At 67.4% G+C, this 20992-nt stretch carries 13 protein-coding genes and 1 pseudogene; 7 read left to right on the forward strand and 7 right to left on the reverse strand.

All coding sequences use genetic code 11. The annotated features are described in order from the left end of the window. Positions 1-110: 110 nt before the first annotated feature. Both AC5P99_RS14235 and AC5P99_RS14240 read left to right on the forward strand, forming a co-directional pair. The gene (locus tag AC5P99_RS14235; RefSeq protein ID WP_005407947.1) at positions 111-830 is read left to right on the forward strand and encodes a response regulator transcription factor; all 720 of its coding nucleotides are present in this window, start codon (positions 111-113) and stop codon (positions 828-830) included. Continuing rightward, entirely contained in the window at positions 827-2296 is a 1470-nt protein-coding gene (locus tag AC5P99_RS14240) for a sensor histidine kinase (protein ID WP_495213263.1), read from the forward strand. The genes AC5P99_RS14235 and AC5P99_RS14240 overlap by 4 nt, the downstream gene beginning before the upstream one ends. Here AC5P99_RS14240 and AC5P99_RS14245 read toward each other — a convergent pair. After that, positions 2293-3640 (reverse strand): annotated as a pseudogene (locus AC5P99_RS14245) (ATP-binding protein). The gene AC5P99_RS14240 and the pseudogene AC5P99_RS14245 overlap by 4 nt on opposite strands. Continuing rightward, on the reverse strand, positions 3637-4326 hold the full coding sequence (locus AC5P99_RS14250; protein WP_005407950.1) for a winged helix-turn-helix domain-containing protein: 690 nt from the start codon (positions 4324-4326) through the stop codon (positions 3637-3639). Before AC5P99_RS14250 ends, AC5P99_RS14245 begins: the two are co-directional and overlap by 4 nt. A 350-nt stretch (positions 4327-4676) precedes the next feature. On the opposite strand from AC5P99_RS14250, the gene asnB reads away from it, so the two are divergent. Continuing rightward, positions 4677-6578 carry an asparagine synthase (glutamine-hydrolyzing) gene (asnB, locus tag AC5P99_RS14255; RefSeq protein WP_088436423.1) on the forward strand — a complete coding sequence of 634 codons (1902 nt, stop codon included), beginning with the start codon at positions 4677-4679 and terminating at the stop codon, positions 6576-6578. 766 nt (positions 6579-7344) lie between these two features. On the opposite strand, the gene AC5P99_RS14260 is transcribed toward asnB, so the two are convergent. Together AC5P99_RS14260 and queD are read right to left on the reverse strand one after the other, a co-directional pair. Further along, complete coding sequence (locus AC5P99_RS14260; RefSeq protein WP_049450929.1) at positions 7345-7692, reverse strand: phasin family protein; 348 nt, start codon at positions 7690-7692, stop codon at positions 7345-7347. Between the two features lie 117 nt (positions 7693-7809). Further along, positions 7810-8172, reverse strand: coding sequence for a 6-carboxytetrahydropterin synthase QueD (gene queD / locus AC5P99_RS14265; protein WP_005407953.1), 363 nt, complete (start codon positions 8170-8172; stop codon positions 7810-7812). A gap of 192 nt (positions 8173-8364) precedes the next feature. Here queD and AC5P99_RS14270 point away from each other — a divergent pair, with 192 nt between their 5' ends. Together AC5P99_RS14270 and AC5P99_RS14275 are read left to right on the forward strand one after the other, a co-directional pair. Then, positions 8365-11004: a TonB-dependent receptor plug domain-containing protein gene (locus AC5P99_RS14270; RefSeq protein ID WP_024957081.1), complete on the forward strand. Its 2640-nt coding sequence runs from the start codon at positions 8365-8367 to the stop codon at positions 11002-11004. 73 nt (positions 11005-11077) lie between these two features. Then, positions 11078-13672: a M14 family zinc carboxypeptidase gene (locus AC5P99_RS14275; protein ID WP_123958197.1), complete on the forward strand. Its 2595-nt coding sequence runs from the start codon at positions 11078-11080 to the stop codon at positions 13670-13672. A gap of 530 nt (positions 13673-14202) precedes the next feature. On the opposite strand, the gene AC5P99_RS14280 is transcribed toward AC5P99_RS14275, so the two are convergent. After that, entirely contained in the window at positions 14203-15618 is a 1416-nt protein-coding gene (locus AC5P99_RS14280) for a DEAD/DEAH box helicase (RefSeq protein ID WP_049450933.1), read from the reverse strand. Between the two features lie 858 nt (positions 15619-16476). Here AC5P99_RS14280 and AC5P99_RS14285 point away from each other — a divergent pair. Both AC5P99_RS14285 and maiA read left to right on the forward strand, forming a co-directional pair. Next, positions 16477-17466, forward strand: a complete 990-nt coding sequence (locus AC5P99_RS14285; protein ID WP_043033907.1) for a fumarylacetoacetate hydrolase family protein — start codon at positions 16477-16479, stop codon at positions 17464-17466. 14 nt (positions 17467-17480) lie between these two features. Continuing rightward, a complete protein-coding gene (gene maiA, locus AC5P99_RS14290) occupies positions 17481-18149 on the forward strand; it encodes a maleylacetoacetate isomerase (protein WP_005412156.1) in 669 nt (222 codons plus the stop codon). Between the two features lie 44 nt (positions 18150-18193). Here the strand turns inward: maiA and AC5P99_RS14295 are convergent, their stop codons facing one another. Both AC5P99_RS14295 and AC5P99_RS14300 read right to left on the reverse strand, forming a co-directional pair. Further along, a complete protein-coding gene (locus tag AC5P99_RS14295) occupies positions 18194-19654 on the reverse strand; it encodes a UdgX family uracil-DNA binding protein (RefSeq protein WP_049449958.1) in 1461 nt (486 codons plus the stop codon). After that, positions 19635-20918, reverse strand: coding sequence for a putative DNA modification/repair radical SAM protein (locus AC5P99_RS14300; RefSeq protein WP_049449959.1), 1284 nt, complete (start codon positions 20916-20918; stop codon positions 19635-19637). The genes AC5P99_RS14295 and AC5P99_RS14300 overlap by 20 nt, the downstream gene beginning before the upstream one ends. Between the last annotated feature and the right edge of the window lie 74 nt (positions 20919-20992).

The following is a 20992-nucleotide window of genomic DNA, read 5'->3' on the forward strand; positions in this document are numbered from 1 at the left end:
GCGCCCGCCCGGGTCAACGAATCCTCACGCAGGATTCAATTTTTCGTGAGGTATCGGCGTCCATCCCGCGCCACAATGCAGCCAGCCTCCCCACTGGCCCCGAGCTGCCGATGTCCACCAAACGCGTGCTGATCGTTGAAGACGATGCCCACATCGCCGACCTGCTGCGCATGCATCTGGGCGATGAGGGCTACGACGTCGCCCATGCCGCCAGCGGCGATGCCGGCCTGCGCCTGCTGGAGCAGGAAGGGCCATGGGATGCGCTGGTGCTGGACGTGATGCTGCCCGGCGTGGACGGCCTGCAGGTGTGCCAGCGTGCACGCGCGATGGCGCGCTATGTGCCGATCATCATCATCAGTGCGCGTGGCAGCGAAACGCAGCGCATCGTCGGCCTGGAACTGGGTGCGGATGATTACCTGGCCAAGCCCTTCTCGATGCCGGAACTGGTGGCCCGCGTGCGTGCGCTGCTGCGCCGGGCCGAGGCGATGGCGCAGAGCGCGCGCATCGATGCCGGCGCGATCGAGCTGGGCGGCCTGCAGCTGGACCCGGTCGCGCGTACCGCCTCGGTGGATGGCAACGCACTGGAGCTGACCCCGCGCGAGTTCGACCTGCTGCTGTTCTTCGCCCGTCATCCGGACCAGGTGTTCGCGCGCATGGAACTGCTCAACCAGGTCTGGGGCTACCAGCACGATGGCTACGAGCACACGGTCAACACTCACATCAATCGCCTGCGCAGCAAGATCGAGCCGGACCCGGCCAATCCACGGCGGCTGCTGACGGTGTGGGGCCGTGGCTACAAGCTGGTCGATCCTGCCGGGGCGGCGGCATGATCAAGCCGAACCTGTGGCAGAAGCTGGCGGCGGTGATCGCTGCGCTGATGCTGATGTGCTGCATGGCGTTGCTGGCGCTGCAGATGCGCGCCAACACTCGCCACGAGCAGGAAGTGGTGCAGCGGTTGTCGCTGGGCCTGGCCGAGCACATTGCCCAGCGCAGCGAACTGATGGATACCAGCGGCATGCGTGATGCCGCGGTGCGCGCGCTGTTCGGCCAATTGATGGCGGTCAACCCCAGCGTCGAGGTCTACCTGCTGGACGACCAGGGCCGCATCCTCGGCCACGATGCGCCGACAGGCCATCTGGTGCGCAACCGGGTGGACGTGGCACCGCTGCGCCGGCTGCTGGCCGGTGCGCCGTTGCCGATCCTGGGCGATGACCCGCGCAGCACGGACGGCCGCAAGGTGTTCAGTGCCGCGCCGCTGATCGTGCAGGGTCGCCAGGCCGGTTATGTGTACGTGGTGCTGGTCGGCGAACACCGTCAGATGCTGTCCGACGACCTTGCCGCCGGCAGCCAGTGGAACACCACGCTGTGGTCGGTGATGCTGGTCGGCAGCCTGGGCCTGCTGGCCGGGCTGGTGGCCTTCTACTGGGTGACGCGCCCGCTGCGGCGGCTGACCCGGCGCATCCAGGCCTTCGACATCGACGCACCCACGCCGTTGGCGCCGCCGGAGCCGCTGCGCCCCGGTGAGCGCGACGAGCTGGTGATCCTCGAGCACGCACACGCGCAGATGGCGCAGCGGCTGGGCGAGCAGTGGCAGCAGCTGCGCCAGCAGGACCTGCAGCGCCGCGAGCTGGTCGCCAACATCTCGCATGACCTGCGCACGCCGTTGTCGTCGCTGCATGGCTATCTGGAAACGCTGGCGCTGAAGGACGCCACGCTGTCGCCGGACGAGCGCCGCCGCTACCTCGGTATCGCGCTGGCGCAGAGCGCCAAGGTTGGCCGGCTTGCGCGTGCGCTGTTCGAGCTGGCGCGGCTGGAACATGGCGAAGTGCGCCTGGAGTGGGAGGTGTTCGCATTGCCGGAGCTGCTGCAGGACGTGCTGCAGAAATTCGAGCTGGCGGCGCAGGCTCGCAACCAGTACCTGCACGCGGACTTCCCGCCCGGCCTGCCGCTGGTGCGCGCCGATCTGGGCCTGGTCGAGCGGGTGCTGACCAACCTGCTCGACAACGCGCTGCGGCATGCGCCCGACGGCGGGCGGATCGATGTGCGCCTGCGTGCGACGCCGGACAGCGTGGAGGTGAGCGTGGCCGATGATGGACCTGGTGTTGCCCCTGCACTGCGCACGCAGCTGTTCCAGGCACCGGCCGCGCTGGGCGCGCGACGTGGAGAGAACGGCGGGTTGGGCCTGCTGATCGTGCAGCGCATCGTGCAGTTGCACGGCCGTCGCATCGAACTGCGTGACAGCGAGCGCGGCGCGTTGTTCGCGTTTGCGTTGCCGCGTGCGGAACCAGCGGCCTAGCAGGCCGCATCGCACTCCACGGCAGCGCCACTTTCCAGCGGCAGGTGCAGTCGGATGCAGGCACCACCCAGCTCCGAATCGGTTACTTCGACCTGGCCGCCATGCTTGTCGGCCACCACCTGCACCAGCGCCAGTCCGAGGCCGAAACCGGGGCTACCCGGATCCAGCCGCACATAGGGTTGCAGCACCTGGCCGCGCAGTTCGGGTGCGATGCCGGGGCCATCGTCCTCCACCTGCAGGCACAGCCAGCCGTCGTTGACCGTGCTGGCGATACGGATCTGCCGCCGCGCATAGCGCAGGGCATTGCCGAGCAGGTTGCGCAATGCCAGTTCCAGCATGTGCCGGTTGACGTTGACCAGGCCCGCTGGCGACAGCACCTGCTGTACCGGCATCGGCAGCGGTGCGAACTGGGCCACCACGCCACGTACCAGTGCCGCCAGCTGCAGGCGCTGGCGGGTCAGCTGATGGCAGCGGCCCAGTGCGGCGTACTCGACGCCGGCATCGGTGAGGTGCTGCAGCCGATCGACATCAGTGCGCAGGCCGCCCAAGGCATCGCGCTGGATCTCGTCCAGCGCGGTGTCCTCCAGGTCGGCCAGGCCGAAACGCATCCGCGCCAGCGGCGTGCGGACTTCGTGCGCCACTGCCTGCGCCAGCACGCGCTGGCTTTCCAGCAGCTGCTGCAGCTGCTCGGCCATGTGATTGAAGGCATTGGCCAGCGGCCGCACCAGCGCTGTGCCGGCGCGCGGGGCGCGCGTGTCCAGCTGTCCGTCGCGCATCTGCCGGGCGGCCTGTGCCAGCTGCGAGACGTCGCGCCACAGGCGGTAGACCATCACGTACATCGGCAGCGCCACGGCCACCATCAGGATCAGCAGCAGGATCGCCACGCCTGACACTTCGCTGTCCTGCCAGCCCTCGTCAGGCAGCGCTTCGTCCAACGGCCCAAGCATCACCGCGTAGTCGCTGTCGCCGATCCGCTGCAGGCTGCGCATGTGCTCCAGGTCGATCTGCACCCGGCCGTTGCTGAAGGGGGGGGCGCTGGCTGGCCGGCAGCGCCTTCATCGCCTCTGCCAACGGCACCATGCGCAGGGCATAGGCGAAGTCGGCGTCCAGTTCGCGCGCCAGCGTCGGCCACTGCTCGCGCGGGGTTTCGGCGAAGCGGTGCTGCAGCAGGGCATGGGTGCCACGCATTTCGGCCTGCAGTCCGGCTTCGGTGCGGTCTTCCAGCAGCGCATCCCAGGCCCATAGTCCCAGCACGATCAGCAACAGATGGGCAACCAGGAAGCCGATGCCGTAGCGCAGGAAGTGGAAGGCGTGGCCGCGCATCGCCGAGGGCGTGCGCTTCATCCCCATGCCGAGCGGCTGAACAGGTAGCCGCGGCCCCGCACGGTCTTGATCCGTTCCGGCTGCTCCGGGTTGTCGCCCAGCTTGCGGCGCAGGCGTGAGATGCGGGCGTCGATCGAACGGTCCAGGCCGTCGAAGGCGATCCCGCGCAGGCCGCGCAGCAGCGCATCGCGGTCCAGGATCTGGCCGGCATTGCTGGCCAGCAGGAACAGCAGGTCGAACTCGGCAGTGGTGAGCTCCAGCAGCGCGCCCTGCAGGTGCACATTGCGGGTGGACGGGTCGATGCTCAGCTCGCCGAAGCGGAGGCTGCCGTCGCGTGGTTCGACCCGGCGGTGGCGGCGCAGGTGGGCGCGCAGGCGGGCCAGCAGCACCCGTGGTTCGATCGGCTTGCCGATGTAATCATCGGCGCCCAGTTCCAGTCCCAGCACCTGGTCGATGTTGTCGGTGCGGGCGGTCAGCACGCAGATGATGCCGTCATAGTGGGGGCGGATCTGCCGACACACTTCGAAACCATCCTGGTCGGGCAGGCCGACATCGAGCAGGACCAGGGCGGGCTTGTCGGCCAGGATCCGGGCCACCGCACGCTCACCGCTGCGCTCGTGGGCCACCTGGTAGCCATGCCGCTGCAGATAGTCGCTGACCATCGTACCCAGGCGGGCATCGTCTTCGACCAGTACGATATCCAGCATTTTCAAGGCCTCCGTGGACGCACACGTACCGCCACGGCACGAGCGCGGCGATGCTATCCCAGCCTTCGGGCCGCCCGGGTCCCGGGGGCGGGCGCCATTCAGCCGGGGTTGCTGGCGCACGGGCCGGGCCTCAGGCCTGGCAACAACTTGGCGTCCAGCATAGCCTGATGCTGTTACAAAACGTTACCTTCGTGATACGCACGGTGACCATCGCTGACAGCAAAGCGACTGACGCAGGGCCGAGGGCGGGCCGAGCATGGAGTCTCCTCCGCTCCGCGTGTCGCTCCCATGTCGCCCGCCGCCGCCTGCCTGCTGAACCCGTCCCGCCGCTGCCGCTGCGGAGGTGCCCGATGAGCGGCGTGGTCGGGGCCTGGCTGCCGCCCGCCGAGGACGAACACCTGCTGCAGCAGCTGGCGCCAATGCTGCGCGCCCTTCAGCAGCGCGGCCGGGGGCGCATCGGCTACTGGACCGACGCCGAGGCCGGCCTGGCGCTGGGCCACTGCCGGGCGCCAACCGATACGCCGTTGCAGCCCCTGAGTTCGGACTGTGGCCGTTACGTGCTGTGCCTGGATGGCCGGTTGTACAACCGGGCCGACCTGCAGTCGCAGCTGCGCGATCTGCCACGCAGCTGCAGCGATGCGCGGCTGCTGCTGCAGGCGATCATCGAATGGGGCGTGGAACGGGCGCTTTCCCGCATCGAGGGCGCGTTCGGTTTCAGCGTATGGGACCGCGAGTCGCGCGAACTGTGGCTGGCCCGCGACCCGGTTGGCGAGCGGCCGCTGTACTACGGCTGGTACCAGGGCCGGTTCCTGTTCGCCTCGGAAATGAAGGCACTCCAGGCCTTTGCCGGTTTCGCCCCGAGCATCGACCAGGATGCGCTGAGCCTGCTGCTGCGCCATGACTACGTGCCGGCACCGCACACCATCTACCGCGGCATCCACAAGCTGGTGGCAGGCGCGATGCTGCGCATCGATCTGAATGACCATGCGGCTGGCGGCTCCAGCCAGGCCGCACAGGGTGGTTCACGCTACTGGTGCGCACGCGATGCGATGCAGAGCGCACTGCAGGAACCGCTGCAGCCGGCGCCGAGCCTCGAGCAGGCGACCGACCAGCTGGAAGCTGTGCTGCAGAAGGCCATCGCCGCACGCATGCATTCGCCGCTGGCCTGCGGCGCGTTCCTGTCCGGCGGCACCGATTCCTCGCTGGTGACGGCGATGATGCAGGCACAGTCGACGCTTCCGATCGAAGCGTGGACGGTTGGCTTCGACGATCCCGGCCATGACGAGAGCGATTGGGCCTCGCAGGTCGCGCGGCATCTGGGCGTGCAACACCACCTGCACCGGATGGACGCGCGACAAGGCCTGGATCTGCTGCAGCGGCTGCCGCAGGTCTGGTGCGAACCGTTCGCCGATGCCTCGCAGCTGCCGACCCTGCTGGCCAGTGAACTGCTGGGCGCGCGCAAGCCGGTGGCCCTCACCGGCGACGGTGGCGATGAACTGTTCTTCGGCCACCCCAGCTATGGCCGCGCGCTGCGCAATGCGCGCCTGTGCGGTGGCCTGCCGGACTGGGTGCGTGATCTGGCGCGGCGCAGCGGCAACCGCATGAATGTCGAGCGCGGCCGCCTGGGCGGCTGGCGCGCACTGGTGGCGGAAGTCGCCGCCAACGACGTGGAAGGTCACTACCTGCAGCGCGTGACGCGCTGGCGGCAGCCGGCGCAGGTGGTGCTGGGTGCACGCGAGCCGATGACGATCTTCCAGCAGCAGGACACGGCGCTGCCGGCCGAGGCCCGCATCCAGCTGCTGGATTTCCGCATGGACCTGGCCGAAGGCATTCTCGCCAAGGTCGATCGTGCGGGCATGGCGGCGGGCGTGGAGACGCGCGCGCCGCTGCTGGACATGGAGGTGGTGCGGTTGGCCTGGCGCCTGCCGCAGCACCTGAAGTACCACGATGGGGAGCACAAGCGGATCCTCAAGCATCTGCTGGCACGCTATCTGCCGGAGCCGCTGGTGTATCGCCCCAAGCGCGGCTTCGGACCGCCGATGGCGCGCTGGTTGGCGGGCCCGCTGCGCGATTGGGCGGAGGCACTGCTGGACCCGCAGCTGCTGCGCAACCAGGGCTGCTTCGATGCGGCACGCGTGCGCGGCATCTGGGAAGCGTTCCTGCGTGGCGAACGCAAGTGGCACACGCACCTGTGGAACGTGCTGATGTTCCAGGCGTGGCACCAGCACTGGCACGTCAATCGCGGGCGTTGAGATTCCTTCGCGGTTTGTTCTGCGTGGCGCAGGGCGTAGGCCCTTGCGTACGAATGTCCTCCGGCGCCGGCCGTTGGCCGTCACCTCCCCCTTTACTTCGTACGCAAGGGCCTACGCCCTGCGTTCGGAGTTCGTCGACGCCTCGTTGAAAGGCGCCGCGAGCGCTGCGCTTTTCCTTTCCTGCCGCAAGCCGAGCCTCGTCGGGGCGGGCAGGGGTTTGGGCAAAGTAAAGGAGGAGGTGACGGCCAACGGCCGGCGCCGGGGGACATTTGCCCAGGCCCATGCCTGTCTCGGCGGGGCCCGTCAGTTCGCGGGGAATCGGACGAAGACACGCGTGTGGCGGATTCATTCTGCGTGGCGCCGGGCGGATGCCCTTGCGTACGAATGTCCTCCGGCGCCGGTCGTTGGCCGTCACCTCCCCCTTTACTTCGTACGCAAGGGCCTACGCCCGGCGTTCGGAGTTTGTCGGCGCTTCCTTGAAAGGCGGCCGCGCGTGCTGCGCTTTCCTCACCGCAGGCCGAGCCTCGTCGGGGCGGGCAGGGGTTTGGGCAAAGTAAAGGAGGAGGTGACGGCCAACGGCCGGCGCCGGGGGACATTTGCCCAAGCCCCTGCCTGCCCCGACGGGGCCCTTCAGCTCGCAGAGACGTCGGGCGAAGACGCACTTCGGTAGCCAAACGCGAGGCAAAAAAAGACCCGGCAGAGGGAGGGATCTGCCGGGTCCGGATTGCGTGGGGGGAGGGACCCACGCAATGAGCGTTGCGTCGCGTCAGTGGTTGTTCGCGTCCGCCGTTGATTCGTTGTAGCCCTGCACCAGTTCGGACCAGGCCTTGCCGGCCTGCAGGCCGAGACCGACCACGTCCTGATGGGCCTGGCCCAGCCGCTGCAGGTTGTCCTGCCACAGCAGTGCGCCCTTGTTGAGCATCCCGGCCGTGTCGTCACTACGGGCCAGTTCACCCAACCAGCCGCCGGTCGCGGTCAGGTTGCGCTCCATCGCCTTCAGCTGCACGCCGAACATGCTTTCCGCGTTCTCCAACGCCAACCGGTTCGCGCGCGTTGCCGCGGCGGCGAGCTGGCGGGTGGCATCACTGAAGCGATCGCTGAAGGCGGCGGCCATGGGGGCATCAGGGAGTGGCTTGATGCATTGCAGCATACGCCGTTGATGCGGCAATGCAACAAAAATAACAAAGGCGCCCAAGGCGCCTTTGAAACACCTTTCAGATCAATGGGTTGATCAGGCCGTCGGGCCGCGGTAGCGGCAGCCGGAGGTGCAGGTTTCGTGCACGGTGATCTCGCTCAGCGCCGGCAGGCTGGGCTTGAGTTCGTTCCAGATCCACACCGCCAGGTTCTCGCTGGTCGGGTTCTCCAGGCCGGGGATGTCATTGAGGTAGTGATGGTCCAGGCGGTCGTAGATCGGCTGGAAGGCCGCCTTCACGTCGCCGAAGTCCATGATCCAGCCGGTCTGCGCCCCCGGCTCGCCCTCGACCTTCAGTTCCACCCGGAACGAGTGGCCATGCAGGCGCGCGCACTTGTGCCCCGGCGGCACGTTGGGGAGGCGGTGCGCCGCCTCGAGCATGAAGACTTTGAAGATTTCCATGGCGCGATTGTACGCCGCAGGTGGCCGGCCATCCTGAGCGGATGTTGGGCTTTCGTGAAGTAACTCTTTCCATCCGGATGAAGAGATGATAGTTTCTCTTATATCCGTATGAAGAGATGTTATTGGCCGGACCCCGGCCAGGCATGGACTACTGCGGAACTACGTCGCCCTTTCCACCTCCCCCACATCGTCATGCCCAAGCACACCCTGCTCGTGGCGGCCCTGGCCGTCGCTCTGGCCGCGCCTTTGTCCGCCGCCGCCGAAACCTCCGCCGATGCCAGTGGCGAAGCCAGTACCCTGGCCGCCGTGCGCGTCACCGGTTCCAACATCAAGCGCACCGATACCGAGGCCTCCAACCCGGTGCAGGTGATCGGCCGCCAACAGTTGGAACAGACCGGCAAGGCCACCGTGGCCGATGTGCTGCGTTCGATCTCGGCCAACACCGGCAACGCCAGCAACGAAACCACCAACAATGGTTGGGCGTCCGGCTCGGCCGGCATCGGCCTGCGTGGCCTGTCGCAGAAAAACACGCTGGTGCTGCTCAACGGCCGTCGCCTGGCCAACTACGGCTTCCCGGCCGGTGGCCTGTCCGACACCTTCGTCGATCTCAATGCGCTGCCGCTGGTCGCGGTCGAGCGCATTGAGGTGCTCAAGGACGGCGCCTCGGCGGTGTACGGCTCCGACGCCGTGGCCGGCGTGGTCAACATCATCACCCGGCAGAACTTCGAAGGCGCCGAGATCGGCGGCAGCTTCGGCGGTGCCGACCAGGGCGGCCTGCACGAGCAGAACCTGAAGTTCGTCGGCGGCCTGGGTGATCTCGACACCGATGGCTACAACATCCTCTTCAGCCTGCAGGGGTACAACCGCGAGCGCCTGGACCAGGACGAACGCAACCTGACCAGGAGCGGCATCTACACCGACAAGCCGGGTGGCCGCTGGAACGGCTGGTCGGCCAAGGGCGCGCGCTACCTGGTCAACGGCGTCTCGGTGCCGATGCTCGATGCCAACGGTAACTGCCCGACCGGCACCACCCGCGTGGCCAGCGCACCGATCGACGGCCTGGCCGGCGACACCTGCGGCTTCAACCAGGCACCGTTCACCACGCTGATCCCCTCGACCAAGCGCTACCAGGCCTACGCCAACGGTACCTTCCGCCTGAACGACAACGTCGAAGCGTTCGGCGAAGTGCTGTACAGCCAGATCAAGAGTGCTGCGTGGTTCGGCAGCAGCCCGTTCTTCACCCTGGAGAGCGGCCGCTTCGCACTGAACGCGAACAGCGGACTGGCCGAGCCGGTGTCGTCGCTGCTGCCGGCCAACAATCCGTACAACCCGTACGGCCGCGCGATCCCGATCGAGTACACCTTCTTCGACCTGGGCGGCACGATCAAGACCAACCGTTCCACCGCCTACCGCGGCGTGTTCGGCCTGCGTGGCACCACCGCGTCGTGGGACTGGGAAGTGGCCGCGTTCGGTGCACGCAGCAGCGAGCGCGAGAGCGTGTCCGGTGGCTTCGCCAACCGCTGGGCGCTGGCCGATGCGCTGGCCACGGGCAGCTACAACCTGCTCAACCCGGCAGCCACGCCGCAGTCGGTGCGTGATTCGATCAACATCGCCACGCTGCGTCCGGCCGAATCCAAGCTGCAGGGCATCGATGCGAAGATTTCCGGCAGCCTGGGCCATACCTGGGCCGGCGAGATCGGCTTCGCTGCGGGTGCCGAGTGGCGCCGCGAAAAGCTCGACTCCAACAACCCGTGGCAGATCGATGCCGGCCTGCAGGTGCGCCCGGCCATTGCTGAAGTGCACGGCAAGCGCCAGGTCAGCGCGGCCTACGCCGAAGTGAACGTGCCGCTGGCCTCGACGCTGGAGCTGTCCGCCGCCGCGCGCGCTGATCACTACGATGATTTCGGCGATGCGTTCTCGCCGAAGATCGGCCTGCGCTGGCAGCCGCTGGATGTCCTGCTGGTGCGTGCGTCGGCGTCGAAGGGCTTCCGTGCACCGTCGCTGTCGGAAAACTCCAACAGCACCAGCATCGCCTACGGCAGCGTGGTCGACCCGCGTGATCCGGACGTGCCGGGCTCGCGCCAGAACCCCACCTTCTTCACCGTCGGCAACAACGAACTGAAGCCGGAGCGCACCAGGAGCGTCAACTTCGGTGTGGTGCTGTCGCCGTGGGCCAACACCAACCTGAGCGTGGACTACTACCGCATCCAGCTGGACAACCTGGTCGGCACCAACAACACCCAGACCCTGGTCAACGACAACGTGGCCGGCGCCGTGCAGCGCGATGAGCGTGGCAAGCTGCAGGCGGTCTACAACCGCTACCAGAACCTGAGCGAGCTGAAGACCTCGGGCATCGATGTCGAGCTGCGCCAGCGCATCCCGACCGCGGCACTGGGTGACTTCACCGTGTCCTCGGCCTACACCCACGTGCGCGACTACCGTCGCCCGACCGTGGTCGGTGGGCCGCTGGTCGACTACGCCGGCAGCAACCTGGGCGCGACCCTGCCCAAGGACAAGGCCACCACCACGCTGGACTGGAAGTACGGTGATTTCAACGCAGCCGTGACCTGGTACTACACCAGCAGCTACCGCCAGGAGGCCAGCACCGCCGCCAAAGCCGTGCAGCAGCGCGTCGGCAGCTACAGCCAGTACGACCTGTACCTGGCCTACACCGGCATCGACAAGCTGACCGTGTATGCCAAGGTGCAGAACCTGGCCGACAAGACGCCGCCGTATGACGCCTCGTTCCCGGGCATCCGCGCGCCGTACGACTTCAGCCAGTACGACCTGCGTGGCCGCTACTTCACGCTGGGCTTCGATTACCGCTTCTGATCCATCCGCCGCGGCCGGTCACCTGAGGGGACCGGTCGCGCGATCGTCTGCCGTTGTGTTCCAGGGAGTCACCGTGTCCTTGCATCGCCGTGCCGTTCTTCCGTTGCTGCTTGCCACCGCCACCGCACTGTCCTCGCCGCAGCCGGCGCAGGCACAGAGCGCGTACTTCTTTCCGCAGGTCACCGACGCAGCGGCGTTTGATGCAGCGGTGCCGACGCCGGAGCAGTTCCTCGGCTACCCGATCGGCAGCCGTTACACCCGGCACGACCAGCTGGTGGCGTACTTCCAGGAACTGGCGAAACGCTCGGACAAGATCAGCGTGCGCGAGATCGGCCGCAGCTATGAAGGCCGCCCGCTGTTGATCGCCACCGTCACCGCTGCAGGCAATCATGCGCGGCTGGAACAGATCCGCCAGCAGCACGCGACCCTGGCCGATCCGGCGCAGCCGCGCAGCGCCGCCGGTGACAGCCCGGTGGTGGTGTGGCTGGGCTACAGCGTCCACGGCAACGAGACCTCCAGTGCCGAGGCAGCGATGCTGACGGCGTACTACCTGGTGGCCAACCACAGCGCAGAAACCCAGCAATGGCTGCAGCAGGCGGTGGTGCTGTTCGATCCGGCGCAGAATCCGGATGGTCGTGACCGTGCTGCCAACTGGCACAACGCCTGGGCCTCCGACCCAGCTTCTGCCGACCCCGCCGACAAGGAACACGTCGAGCCGTTCCCGCAGGGTCGTACCAACCACTACTTCACCGATCTCAACCGCGACTGGCTGGCCCTCACCCAGCAGGACTCACGGCCGAAGGTGGAGGTGTTCCACCAGTGGTACCCGAACGTGCAGATCGACTTCCACGAAATGGGCAAGGACAGCACCTACTACTTCGAGCCCTCGCCGAAGAGCATGCACAGTCCGCTGATTCCGGCGGCGTCGTATGAATTCAACAAGACCCTCGCCAAGTACCACGCGCAGGCGCTGGATGCGCTGGGGTCGCTGTACTACACCGGCGAGAATTTCGACAACTTCTCGCCGGTGTACGGTTCCACCTATCCGGACTTCCATGGCGCTGTCGGCGTTACCGTCGAGCAGGCCAGCTCGCGCGGCCGCGTGCAGGAATCGGTGAATGGCCTGCTGACCTTCCCCTTCACCATCCGCAACCAGGTCGCCACCGGGCTGGGCACGGTGCGTGGCGCGGTGACCGAGCGCAGCGGCCTGTTCGACCTGCAGAAGCAGTTCTTCCAGAGCGCGCTGAAGCAGGCTGCGCAGCAGCCGGTGAAGAGCTTCGTGTTCGGCGATGCGCATGACCCGGCCCTGACCCGTCGCCTGCTGGAACTGCTGCTGTTGCACCGGATCGAGGTGCGCGCACTGGACCGTGCCGTCACTGTCGATGGGCAGCGCTTCGATGCCGGCAGCGCCTACGTGGTGCCGGTGCAGCAGGCGCAGTTCCGGCTGGTGCATTCGATCTTTGCCGAGACGCCGCCGATCAAGGGTGATGTGTTCTACGGCAGCACCAGCTATGCGATCGCACCGGCCTACGGCGTGGCCTTTGCGGGCAGCCGCAGCCGTATCGAAGGCGGCGCACGCGTGGCCGCGCTGCCGGTGGAGCAGGGCGCGGTGCTGGGCGGCGAGGCCGGATTCGCCTACGCCATCGACTGGCGCGACTACAACGCCGGGCGTGCGCTGGCCGCGCTGCAGGGCAAGGGCGTGAATGCACGCGCGGCATTCCAGCCGTTCACCACCGCGACCGCGCAGGGCGACATCAGCTTCGCCGCCGGCAGCCTGGTCATTCCGGTTGCCGGGCAATCGCTGCAGGGCGCGGCGCTGCTCGAGACAGTGACATCCGCCGCGCGCGAGGCGGGCGTACAGGTCCACGCGCTGTCCAGCGGCCGCAGCCGCGAAGGCATCGACCTCGGCAGTGACGGCGTCAAGGCGCTGCGCAAGCCTGCGGTGGCACTGGTGATGGGCGAGGGCGTGGCCGCCACCGAAATCGGATCGGCGTGGTTCCTGCTCGACCAGCAGCTGCAGTTGCCAGCCAGCAAGCTGGATCCGCAGCAGCTGGGCAAGGTACCGCTGGACCGCTACACCACGATCGTGCTGTCCGGTGGCACCTACACGGGCGTCGATGCCACGACGGTGGCTGCACTGAAGCGCTGGGTGCAGGCCGGAGGTTCACTGGTGACCTACGGCAGTGCCTCGAAGTGGGCGATCGAGCAGAAGCTGGCCGACGGCGAAAAGCTCGGCAAGGAAGAAGACGCTGCTGATGCAAGCCGCCGCGCGTTTGGCGACCAGCGCGACATCGCTGCGATCGAGCGGGTCAGCGGCAACATTCTCAGTGCCGACGTGGATACCAGCCATCCGCTGGCATTCGGCGTGCCGCGCCGGCAGCTGGCGATCAACAAGGAGAACACGGTGACGCTGCAGCCGAGCGCGAACCCGTTTTCCACGGTGGTGCGCATCGACACGCCGCCGCGGGTGAACGGTTACTTGTCCGAGCGCAACCGCACGCGGGTGGCGGGTAGTGCGTGGCTGCTGGTGTCGGCGCAGGGGCAGGGCAACGTGGTGCTGTTTGCCGATGACCCGGCACACCGCAAGTACTGGCACGGAACGGACCGACTGCTGATCAACGCGATCTTCTTCGGGAATCTGGTGAATCCGAGTAAAGCGCGGGGTTGAGGGTTTGCGCGCCTTGATTGATGCGTGTGGGGGAGGCCGGGTGGGCTGCGCAGGACACGCCGTAAACCCGTCCTTGGGGGCTCGATGGCGCCATCCATGGCGCCAACGGTCCTGCGCAGCCCGCCCGGCCTCCCCAAGACAGATTCCAGCGGGCGCGGACGCGTCAGACCCCAAGGCGGGAGCGAGGGCAAAAGCAAAAGCAAAGCCAGGAATTGCGACTTCGGCTTTTGCCTTTGAATTTGAATTTGATTTTTCTTCTCCCGGCTACCCGGCGGGAGAAGAAGGCGCAGGCAATGCTTGAAGCGGATGGGCATGGGGGCAGCGCAGAACCGTTGGCGCCATGGATGGCGCCATCGAGCTTACATGGACGTATTTACAGCGTGTTCTGCGCTGCCCCCATGCCCATTCGCCCTCGGTACTGCCACCGCGTGCTTTATCACCCGGTAGCCCGCAACAAAAAAGGACGGCGCGTCAGCGCCGTCCCTCGATAGCCCCCGCGCAGCGGGAAGCACCCTCCATGTCAGCTGGGATCAGCCGGCGCGACCGCCGCCGTTGCCACCCTGGCCACGACCGCGGCCGCCACCATTGCCGCCACCACCACGGCGCTGGCCCTGGCCGGCACCTGCACGCTGCTGGCCATTGCCACCGCCTTCGCGGCGGCCACCGCCGGCCTTCTTCGGGCCTGCGTGCGCGTGGCGCGGCGTATCACCGTGCGGACGGCGCGCATGGCTCTTGCGCGGTGCGCGCTCGCCAGTATCGTGCTCGGCCTTGCCCGGTGCACTGTTGCCCCAGCGGATCGGCACCTGCAGCTCGAAGCCCGGTACATCGCGGATGTCCATGTCGCGGCCCAGCAGGCGCACGATGGCACGCAGCAGCTTCACTTCATCCTGTGCCACCAGCGAAATCGCCTGGCCGGTCGCGCCGTTGCGGCCGGTACGGCCGATGCGGTGCACGTAGTCCTCGGCCACCATCGGCAGGTCGAAGTTGATCACCTTCGGCAGCTCGTTGATGTCGATGCCGCGCGCAGCGATATCGGTCGCCACCAGCACGGTCACGCGGCCGGCCTTGAAGTCACCCAGTGCACGCAGGCGCTGCCCCTGGCTCTTGTTGCCGTGGATCGCCGCGGTCTTGATGCCCGACTTTTCCAGGAACGAGGCCAGCTTGTCGCTGCCGTGCTTGGTGCGGGCGAACACCAGGGTCTGCTCGCGGCTGTCCTGCGCCAGCAGGTGCAGCAGCAGGTCGCGCTTGCGACCGGCATCGACCGGGTGCACGCGGTGGGTGATGGTTTCGGCCACGGTGTTCTTCGGCGTCACCTGGATCTGTTCCGGGTTGCGCATGAACTCCAGCGCCAGCTGGCGGATGTTGTCCTCGAACGTGGCCGAGAACAGCAGGGTCTGCCGGTTCTGCTTCGGCAGCTTGGCCAGGATGCGCTTGATCGACGGCAGGAAGCCCATGTCGAGCATGCGGTCGGCTTCGTCCAGCACCAGCAGTTCAATGCCGGACAGGTCGATGCTGCGGCGCTCCAGGTGGTCGATCAGGCGGCCCGGGCAGGCCACCAGCAGGTCCACGCCACGGCGCAGGATGTCCAGCTGGTTGCCCATGCCGACGCCGCCGTAGATACAGGCGCTGGGAATGCGCAGGTACTTGCTGTAGCCGCGCAGGCTGTCGTGCACCTGGGTGGCCAGTTCGCGGGTCGGGGCCAGGATCAGCGCGCGCGGCTTGCGCGGGCCGCTGCGCACTTCCTGCGAGGCGGTGCCCAGGTGCTGCAGCAGCGGCAGGCCGAAGGCGGCGGTCTTGCCGGTGCCGGTCTGTGCGCCGGCCAGCAGGTCACGACCGGCCAGTGCCAGCGGGATCGCCTGCTGCTGGATCGGGGTCGGGTTTTCGTAGCCCTGCTCGGCAAGCGCACGCAGCAGGAAGGGCGCCAGGCCCAGCGATTCAAAAGACATTGAGTTTGCTCCAAGTACAAGAAACGCCTGTCCGAACGGACAGACGGGGGCAGATCAAACTGATCGGCTGACTCGGAGCGTTCCCGTGAACCGCGCTGCGAGAATTGGGTGCAGCCGGCACGAAGCGCAGGCTGGAATGCGTGACGAACGGCGTCGGAGTGGGGGCGGGCGAAGAGGGCGGACCCTGGTCGCCGGCGATCCCGGAGGGAAACGGACGGCCGCTGCAGACCGTGCAAGTCTAAACGATGTTTGAGACTTCACGCAAAAAGACCTGTTCAGGTAGGGGTTCTCTCTGCAGGGCTGCGCCCTGCACCCGCAGAGGCTGAAGCAACGTCAAAGGCCGGGTTCCTGTGGGAGGCGGGGTGGGTCCGGTGGCAGGGGGCGCTGCAAGTACGTCCATGTAAGCTCGGTCGCCGCATCCATGCGGCTCACGCCCCTGTCACCGGACCCACACCGCCTTCGACAGTTTTCCGCGATCTGTCGAATCTCATTCGATCAATTTCGGTGTCTGACGGATCTCGACGATGAATGATGTGGATGTTCGATCAGTCATTGGGAACCTGTCGGGGGTGGGGCGGTGTGGGTGGGCAGGACCGTTGGCGCCATGGATGGCGCCATCGAGCCCCCATGGACGGGTTTACGGCGTGTCCTGCCGGCCCACACCGCCCCGCCCAACCAGCAGAAAGCCAGAGCCGCTTTTGACGTTGCCGTTGCTGTTGCATTGAGCAGGTGCAGGGCTGCAAGCCCTGCCGAACCCCCCACTACGGTAGGGTGGGCCGATGCCGCGCTGCAGCTTGGCGTCGCCGCAGATTTGATTACACTTGAAACTTGTTTGCCCACGACTCCGGACACCCACCCATGAAGCTTGGTTCTTTGAAGGAAGGCGGCCGCGACGGCACCCTGATCGTCGTCTCGCGTGACCTGCGCCACGGCGTGCGCGCCACCGGCATTGCCGCCACCCTGCAGCAGGCTCTGGAAGACTGGAGCCACATCGCGCCGCGCCTGAACGCCCTGTACGAATCGCTCAATGCCGGCGACGCCGACGGCGTGTTCGACCTCGACCCGCAGGCCCTGGCCGCGCCGATGCCGCGCGCCTATGAATTCGTCGACGGCAGTGCCTACCTGCCGCACGTCGAGCGCGTGCGCCGCGCCCGTGGCGCCGAGGTGCCGGAGAGCTTCTACACCGATCCGCTGATGTACCAGGCCACCAGTGCCGGCTTCTACGGCCCGCGCGATGCGGTCAAGGTGGTCAGCGAGGAGTACGGTATCGACCTGGAAGCGGAGATCGTGGTGATCACCGACGACGTGCCGATGGCGGCCACCCCGGAACAGGCGGCGGGCCACATCCAGCTGGTCGGCCTGGTCAACGATGTCTCGCTGCGCAACCTGATTCCGGGCGAGCTGGCCAAGGGCTTCGGCTTCCTGCAGTCCAAGCCGCGCTCGGCGCTGTCGCCGGTGTTCGTCACCCCCGACGAACTGGGCGCTGCGTGGCAGGACAGCAAGGTGCACCTGCCGCTGCTGACCCACATCAACGGCAAGTGGTTCGGTGCACCGGAAGCGGGCGTGGACATGCAGTTCAATTTCGCCCAGTTGGTCGCGCATGCGGCCAAGACCCGTCCGTTGGGCGCCGGCACCATCGTCGGCTCGGGCACCATCGCCAATGAAGACACCAGCAAGGGTGCGTCGTGCTTCGCCGAGCAGCGCGTGGTCGAAACCCTGCGCGACGGCAAGCCGAGCACGCCCTTCATGTCGTTCGGCGACGTGGTCCGCATCGAGATGCTCGATGCCGCCGGTAACAGCATCTTCGGTGCGATCGAGCAGCGCATCGAACAGGCCGCCAAGCCCTGAGCATGGAGGCGGCCATGGAGATTCCGGTCGACGACGGCATCGTGCTGTACACCTACTGGCGATCCAGCGCCGCCTACCGCGTGCGCATCGGTCTGGAGCTGAAGGGCTTGGCCTGGGAGGCGCGGCCGGTGCATCTGGTGCGCGACGGCGGCGAACAACACCTGGACGCCTATCGCAGGCTCAATCCGCAGCAGCTGGTGCCGACGCTGCTGCACGAAGGGCATGCGCTGACGCAGTCGCTGGCGATCGTCGAGTACCTGGACGAGCGCTTCCCGCAGGTGCCGCTGCTGCCGGCCGATGCCGCCGGCCGTGCGCGGGTGCGGGCACTGGCCCAGCTGGTGGCCTGCGACATCCACCCGATCAACAACCTGCGGGTGATGCAGTACCTGGAGCGCAGTCTGCAGCTGCCGGCCGATGCACGCACGCAGTGGACGCTGCACTGGATTGCCGAGGGCTTTGCGGCGATGGAAGCGCTGTTGGCCAACAGCCGTGACACCGGCACCTTCTGCCACGGTGACCGCCCCGGGCTGGCCGACCTCTGCCTGCTGCCGCAGCTGTACAACGCCCATCGTTTCGGCCTCGACCTTGCGCCGTACCCGACCCTTCGCCGCATCGAGGCCGCCTGTCAGGCGCTGGACGCTTTCGACCGCGCGCGCCCGGAAAACCAGCCCGACGCAGCCTGAAAGTAGAGGGACGGAGGGGATCAAGTCGCAAGTGCATTCACGACTTAATCCCCTCCGTCCCCTTTTTGCAGCAGTTGCGCGAGATCATCGCGGAACAGTGCATAGGCCCGTTCGCGGCGCGCGCCATCGCCTTGCCGCAGCACCCACGCCGGGTGCACGGTGGCGTAGCCGCGGGTGCCTTCCTCCAGCGTGTGCCAGCGTCCACGGTCGCGCGACAGATTGAAATCACGGCCAAATACCGAGGCTGCCGCGGTTGCGCCCAGGCAGACGATGAGCTGCGGCCGCACGCGCGCGATCTCGCCCATCAGCCACGGCCGGCAGGCCTGGATGTGGCGGCTTTCCGGCCGCTTGTGCAGCCGCACCTTGCCACGCCGCTCATGGTGAAAGTGCTTCACCGCGTTGGTCAGGTACAGCGTGGCGCGATCGATTCCCAGCTCGGCCAATGCGCGGTCCAGCAACTGGCCGGCAGGGCCGGCGAACGGCTGGCCGCGCAGATCCTCGGTATCGCCAGGCTGCTCGCCGATCACCATCACCCGCGCATCGGCCGGCCCCTGGCCGAACACCGTCTGCGTGGCGGTCTCCCACAGCGGGCACTGGCGGCAGGCGCTGGCCTGCTGTCGCAGCGTCTGCAGGCTGGCGGTATCTGGGCGCGCTGTCGCAGCGTCCCCTCGCATGGGAATTCTGCGCTGGGGTGCCTGCGCGGGCCGGTCATGCATTTCCTGCACGCGATCGCCCGCATCGCGCACCAGGCGCGGCAGCAGCTGCGCCTCGGGCAGGTGGCGCCAGTATCTGGCCGGCATCTCCTGCATCATCATCCGGGTGTTGAGCCGGGCCGGATTGAAGATGCTGGCGTAATAGGTTTGCCACAGGGCCTCGCGCGCATCCTCGGCCGGAGCGTCCTCGCGGCGTGCGCCGGGGCCGAAGGCCAGCGCCTGTCCATCCCAGGCGACGCTGCGCGAAGGAGTGAGGATCGCCCAGCGCATGCCGGTGAAGCGGCGTGCGAAGAACGGCGCGACCCGGTCGACGATGTGGTGCTGTGGCTCGAACCAGGCGATGAACGCATCAGGTTGGCCGGGCAGCTCGCGGAAGCGCACGAATGCCTTCATCTTGTGCGTGTCACGGCGGACGGCCTGGGCCAATGTCATCGCACGCAGCACATCGGCATCGGCGGGATTGGTCAGCACCGTGCGTTCGCCATGGGTGATCCGCCACAGCAGCCGGTACAGCAGTGACAGGCGCTGCGGTTCGCCATGGCACAGGCAGGTGGCGGCCAACTCCAGGAATTCGCGCGGGACGCCGGGAACGCTTGCCTGTGCCGCCACCGGTGCCTGCTGCACCGGCGGCGCATCCAGCAGCGATGCCTCGCCGCCTTCGAGCCAGTCCAATTGCTCGGGCCGCACGCCCCGCAGCAGCGCATCACGCGCGCCGTCGCGCCAGGCCTGCAGCGACCACGGCGGATCCACCCGCTGCGACCAGCGCGGCGCGTCAGGCTGCCGGCGGTGCATCGAACAGTGATCCCTGGCGCGGCGGCGGGGCCAGTTGTGCTCGCAGCGCGGCCGGGTCATCCAGTGCCTTGCGCGGGTGATGGTCGGCCAACAGCACGAACGGTAGCAGTTTGCTCATCGGCGCCTTCAGGCGGGCGATATCCGCCACGCGCAGGCGCCCGTGCCGGCGCGCCATCAGCAAGCGCTCTGCATTGCGCACGCCCAGGCCGGGCACCCGCAGCAGCATTTCCTTCGGTGCACGGTTCAGATCGACCGGGAAGCGTTCGGGATGGCGGATCGCCCAGGCCATCTTCGGATCGATGTCCAGATCGAGCATTCCGCCCTGGGTGGTGTCGGTGATCTCGTCCACGCCGTAGCCATAGAAACGCAACAGCCAGTCGGCCTGGTACAGCCGGTGCTCGCGTTGCAGGGGTGGGGGCTGCAGCGGCAGCTGCCGGCTGGCATCGGGAATCGGGCTGAACGCAGAGTAGTAGACCCGGCGCATCCGGTAACTGCCGTACAGGCTGTCGGCGCTGGCCAGGATCTGCTGGTCGTTGGCCCCGTCCGCGCCGACGATCATCTGCGTGCTCTGCCCGGCCGGGGCGAAACGGGGAGGGCGCGGGCGTGCGCTGCGGCTGGCCGTCGGCGCCACCGCTGCGGGGGCCTTGCGCGCCTCCTTGGCTTCCTCGATGCGCCAACGCAGTTCGCCCATCGCGCCGCGTATCGAATGCACCGTCTTCTCCGGCGCCAAGGCGCTCAGCCCGGCTTCGGTCGGCAGTTCGACGTTGATCGACAGGCGGTCGGCGTAACGCCCGGCGCTGGCCAGCAGTTCCGGCGAGGCCTCGGGAATGGTCTTGAGGTGGATGTAGCCGGCGTAGCGGTGTTCTTCGCGCAGTTGCCGGGCCACCTCCACCATCTGCTCCATGGTGTAGTCCGCATTGCGGATGATGCCGCTGGAGAGGAACAGGCCCTCGATGTAGTTGCGCTTGTAGAAGTCCAGGGTGAGCGTGACCACCTCGTCCACGCTGAAGCGCGCGCGTGGCACATTGCTGGACACGCGATTGACGCAATAGGCGCAGTCGTAGACGCAGAAGTTGGTCAGCAGGATCTTCAGCAGCGATACGCAGCGGCCATCGGGCGTATAGCTGTGGCAGATGCCCATGCCCTCGGTGCTGCCGATACCGCCGCTGGCGCGCGAATCGCGCTTGCCCGAGCCGCTGGAGGCGCAGGAGGCGTCGTATTTGGCGGCATCGGCCAGAATGGCCAGCTTGCGGATGGTTTCCATTGAGGAAACCTACGGATGAGGGGTCTCATTGGATGAGACGGCCCCTGAATTCTTCAGGAAAAGGGGACGGAGGG

The sequence above is a fragment of the Stenotrophomonas sp. YJH_SMC_80 genome, from assembly GCF_059372495.1.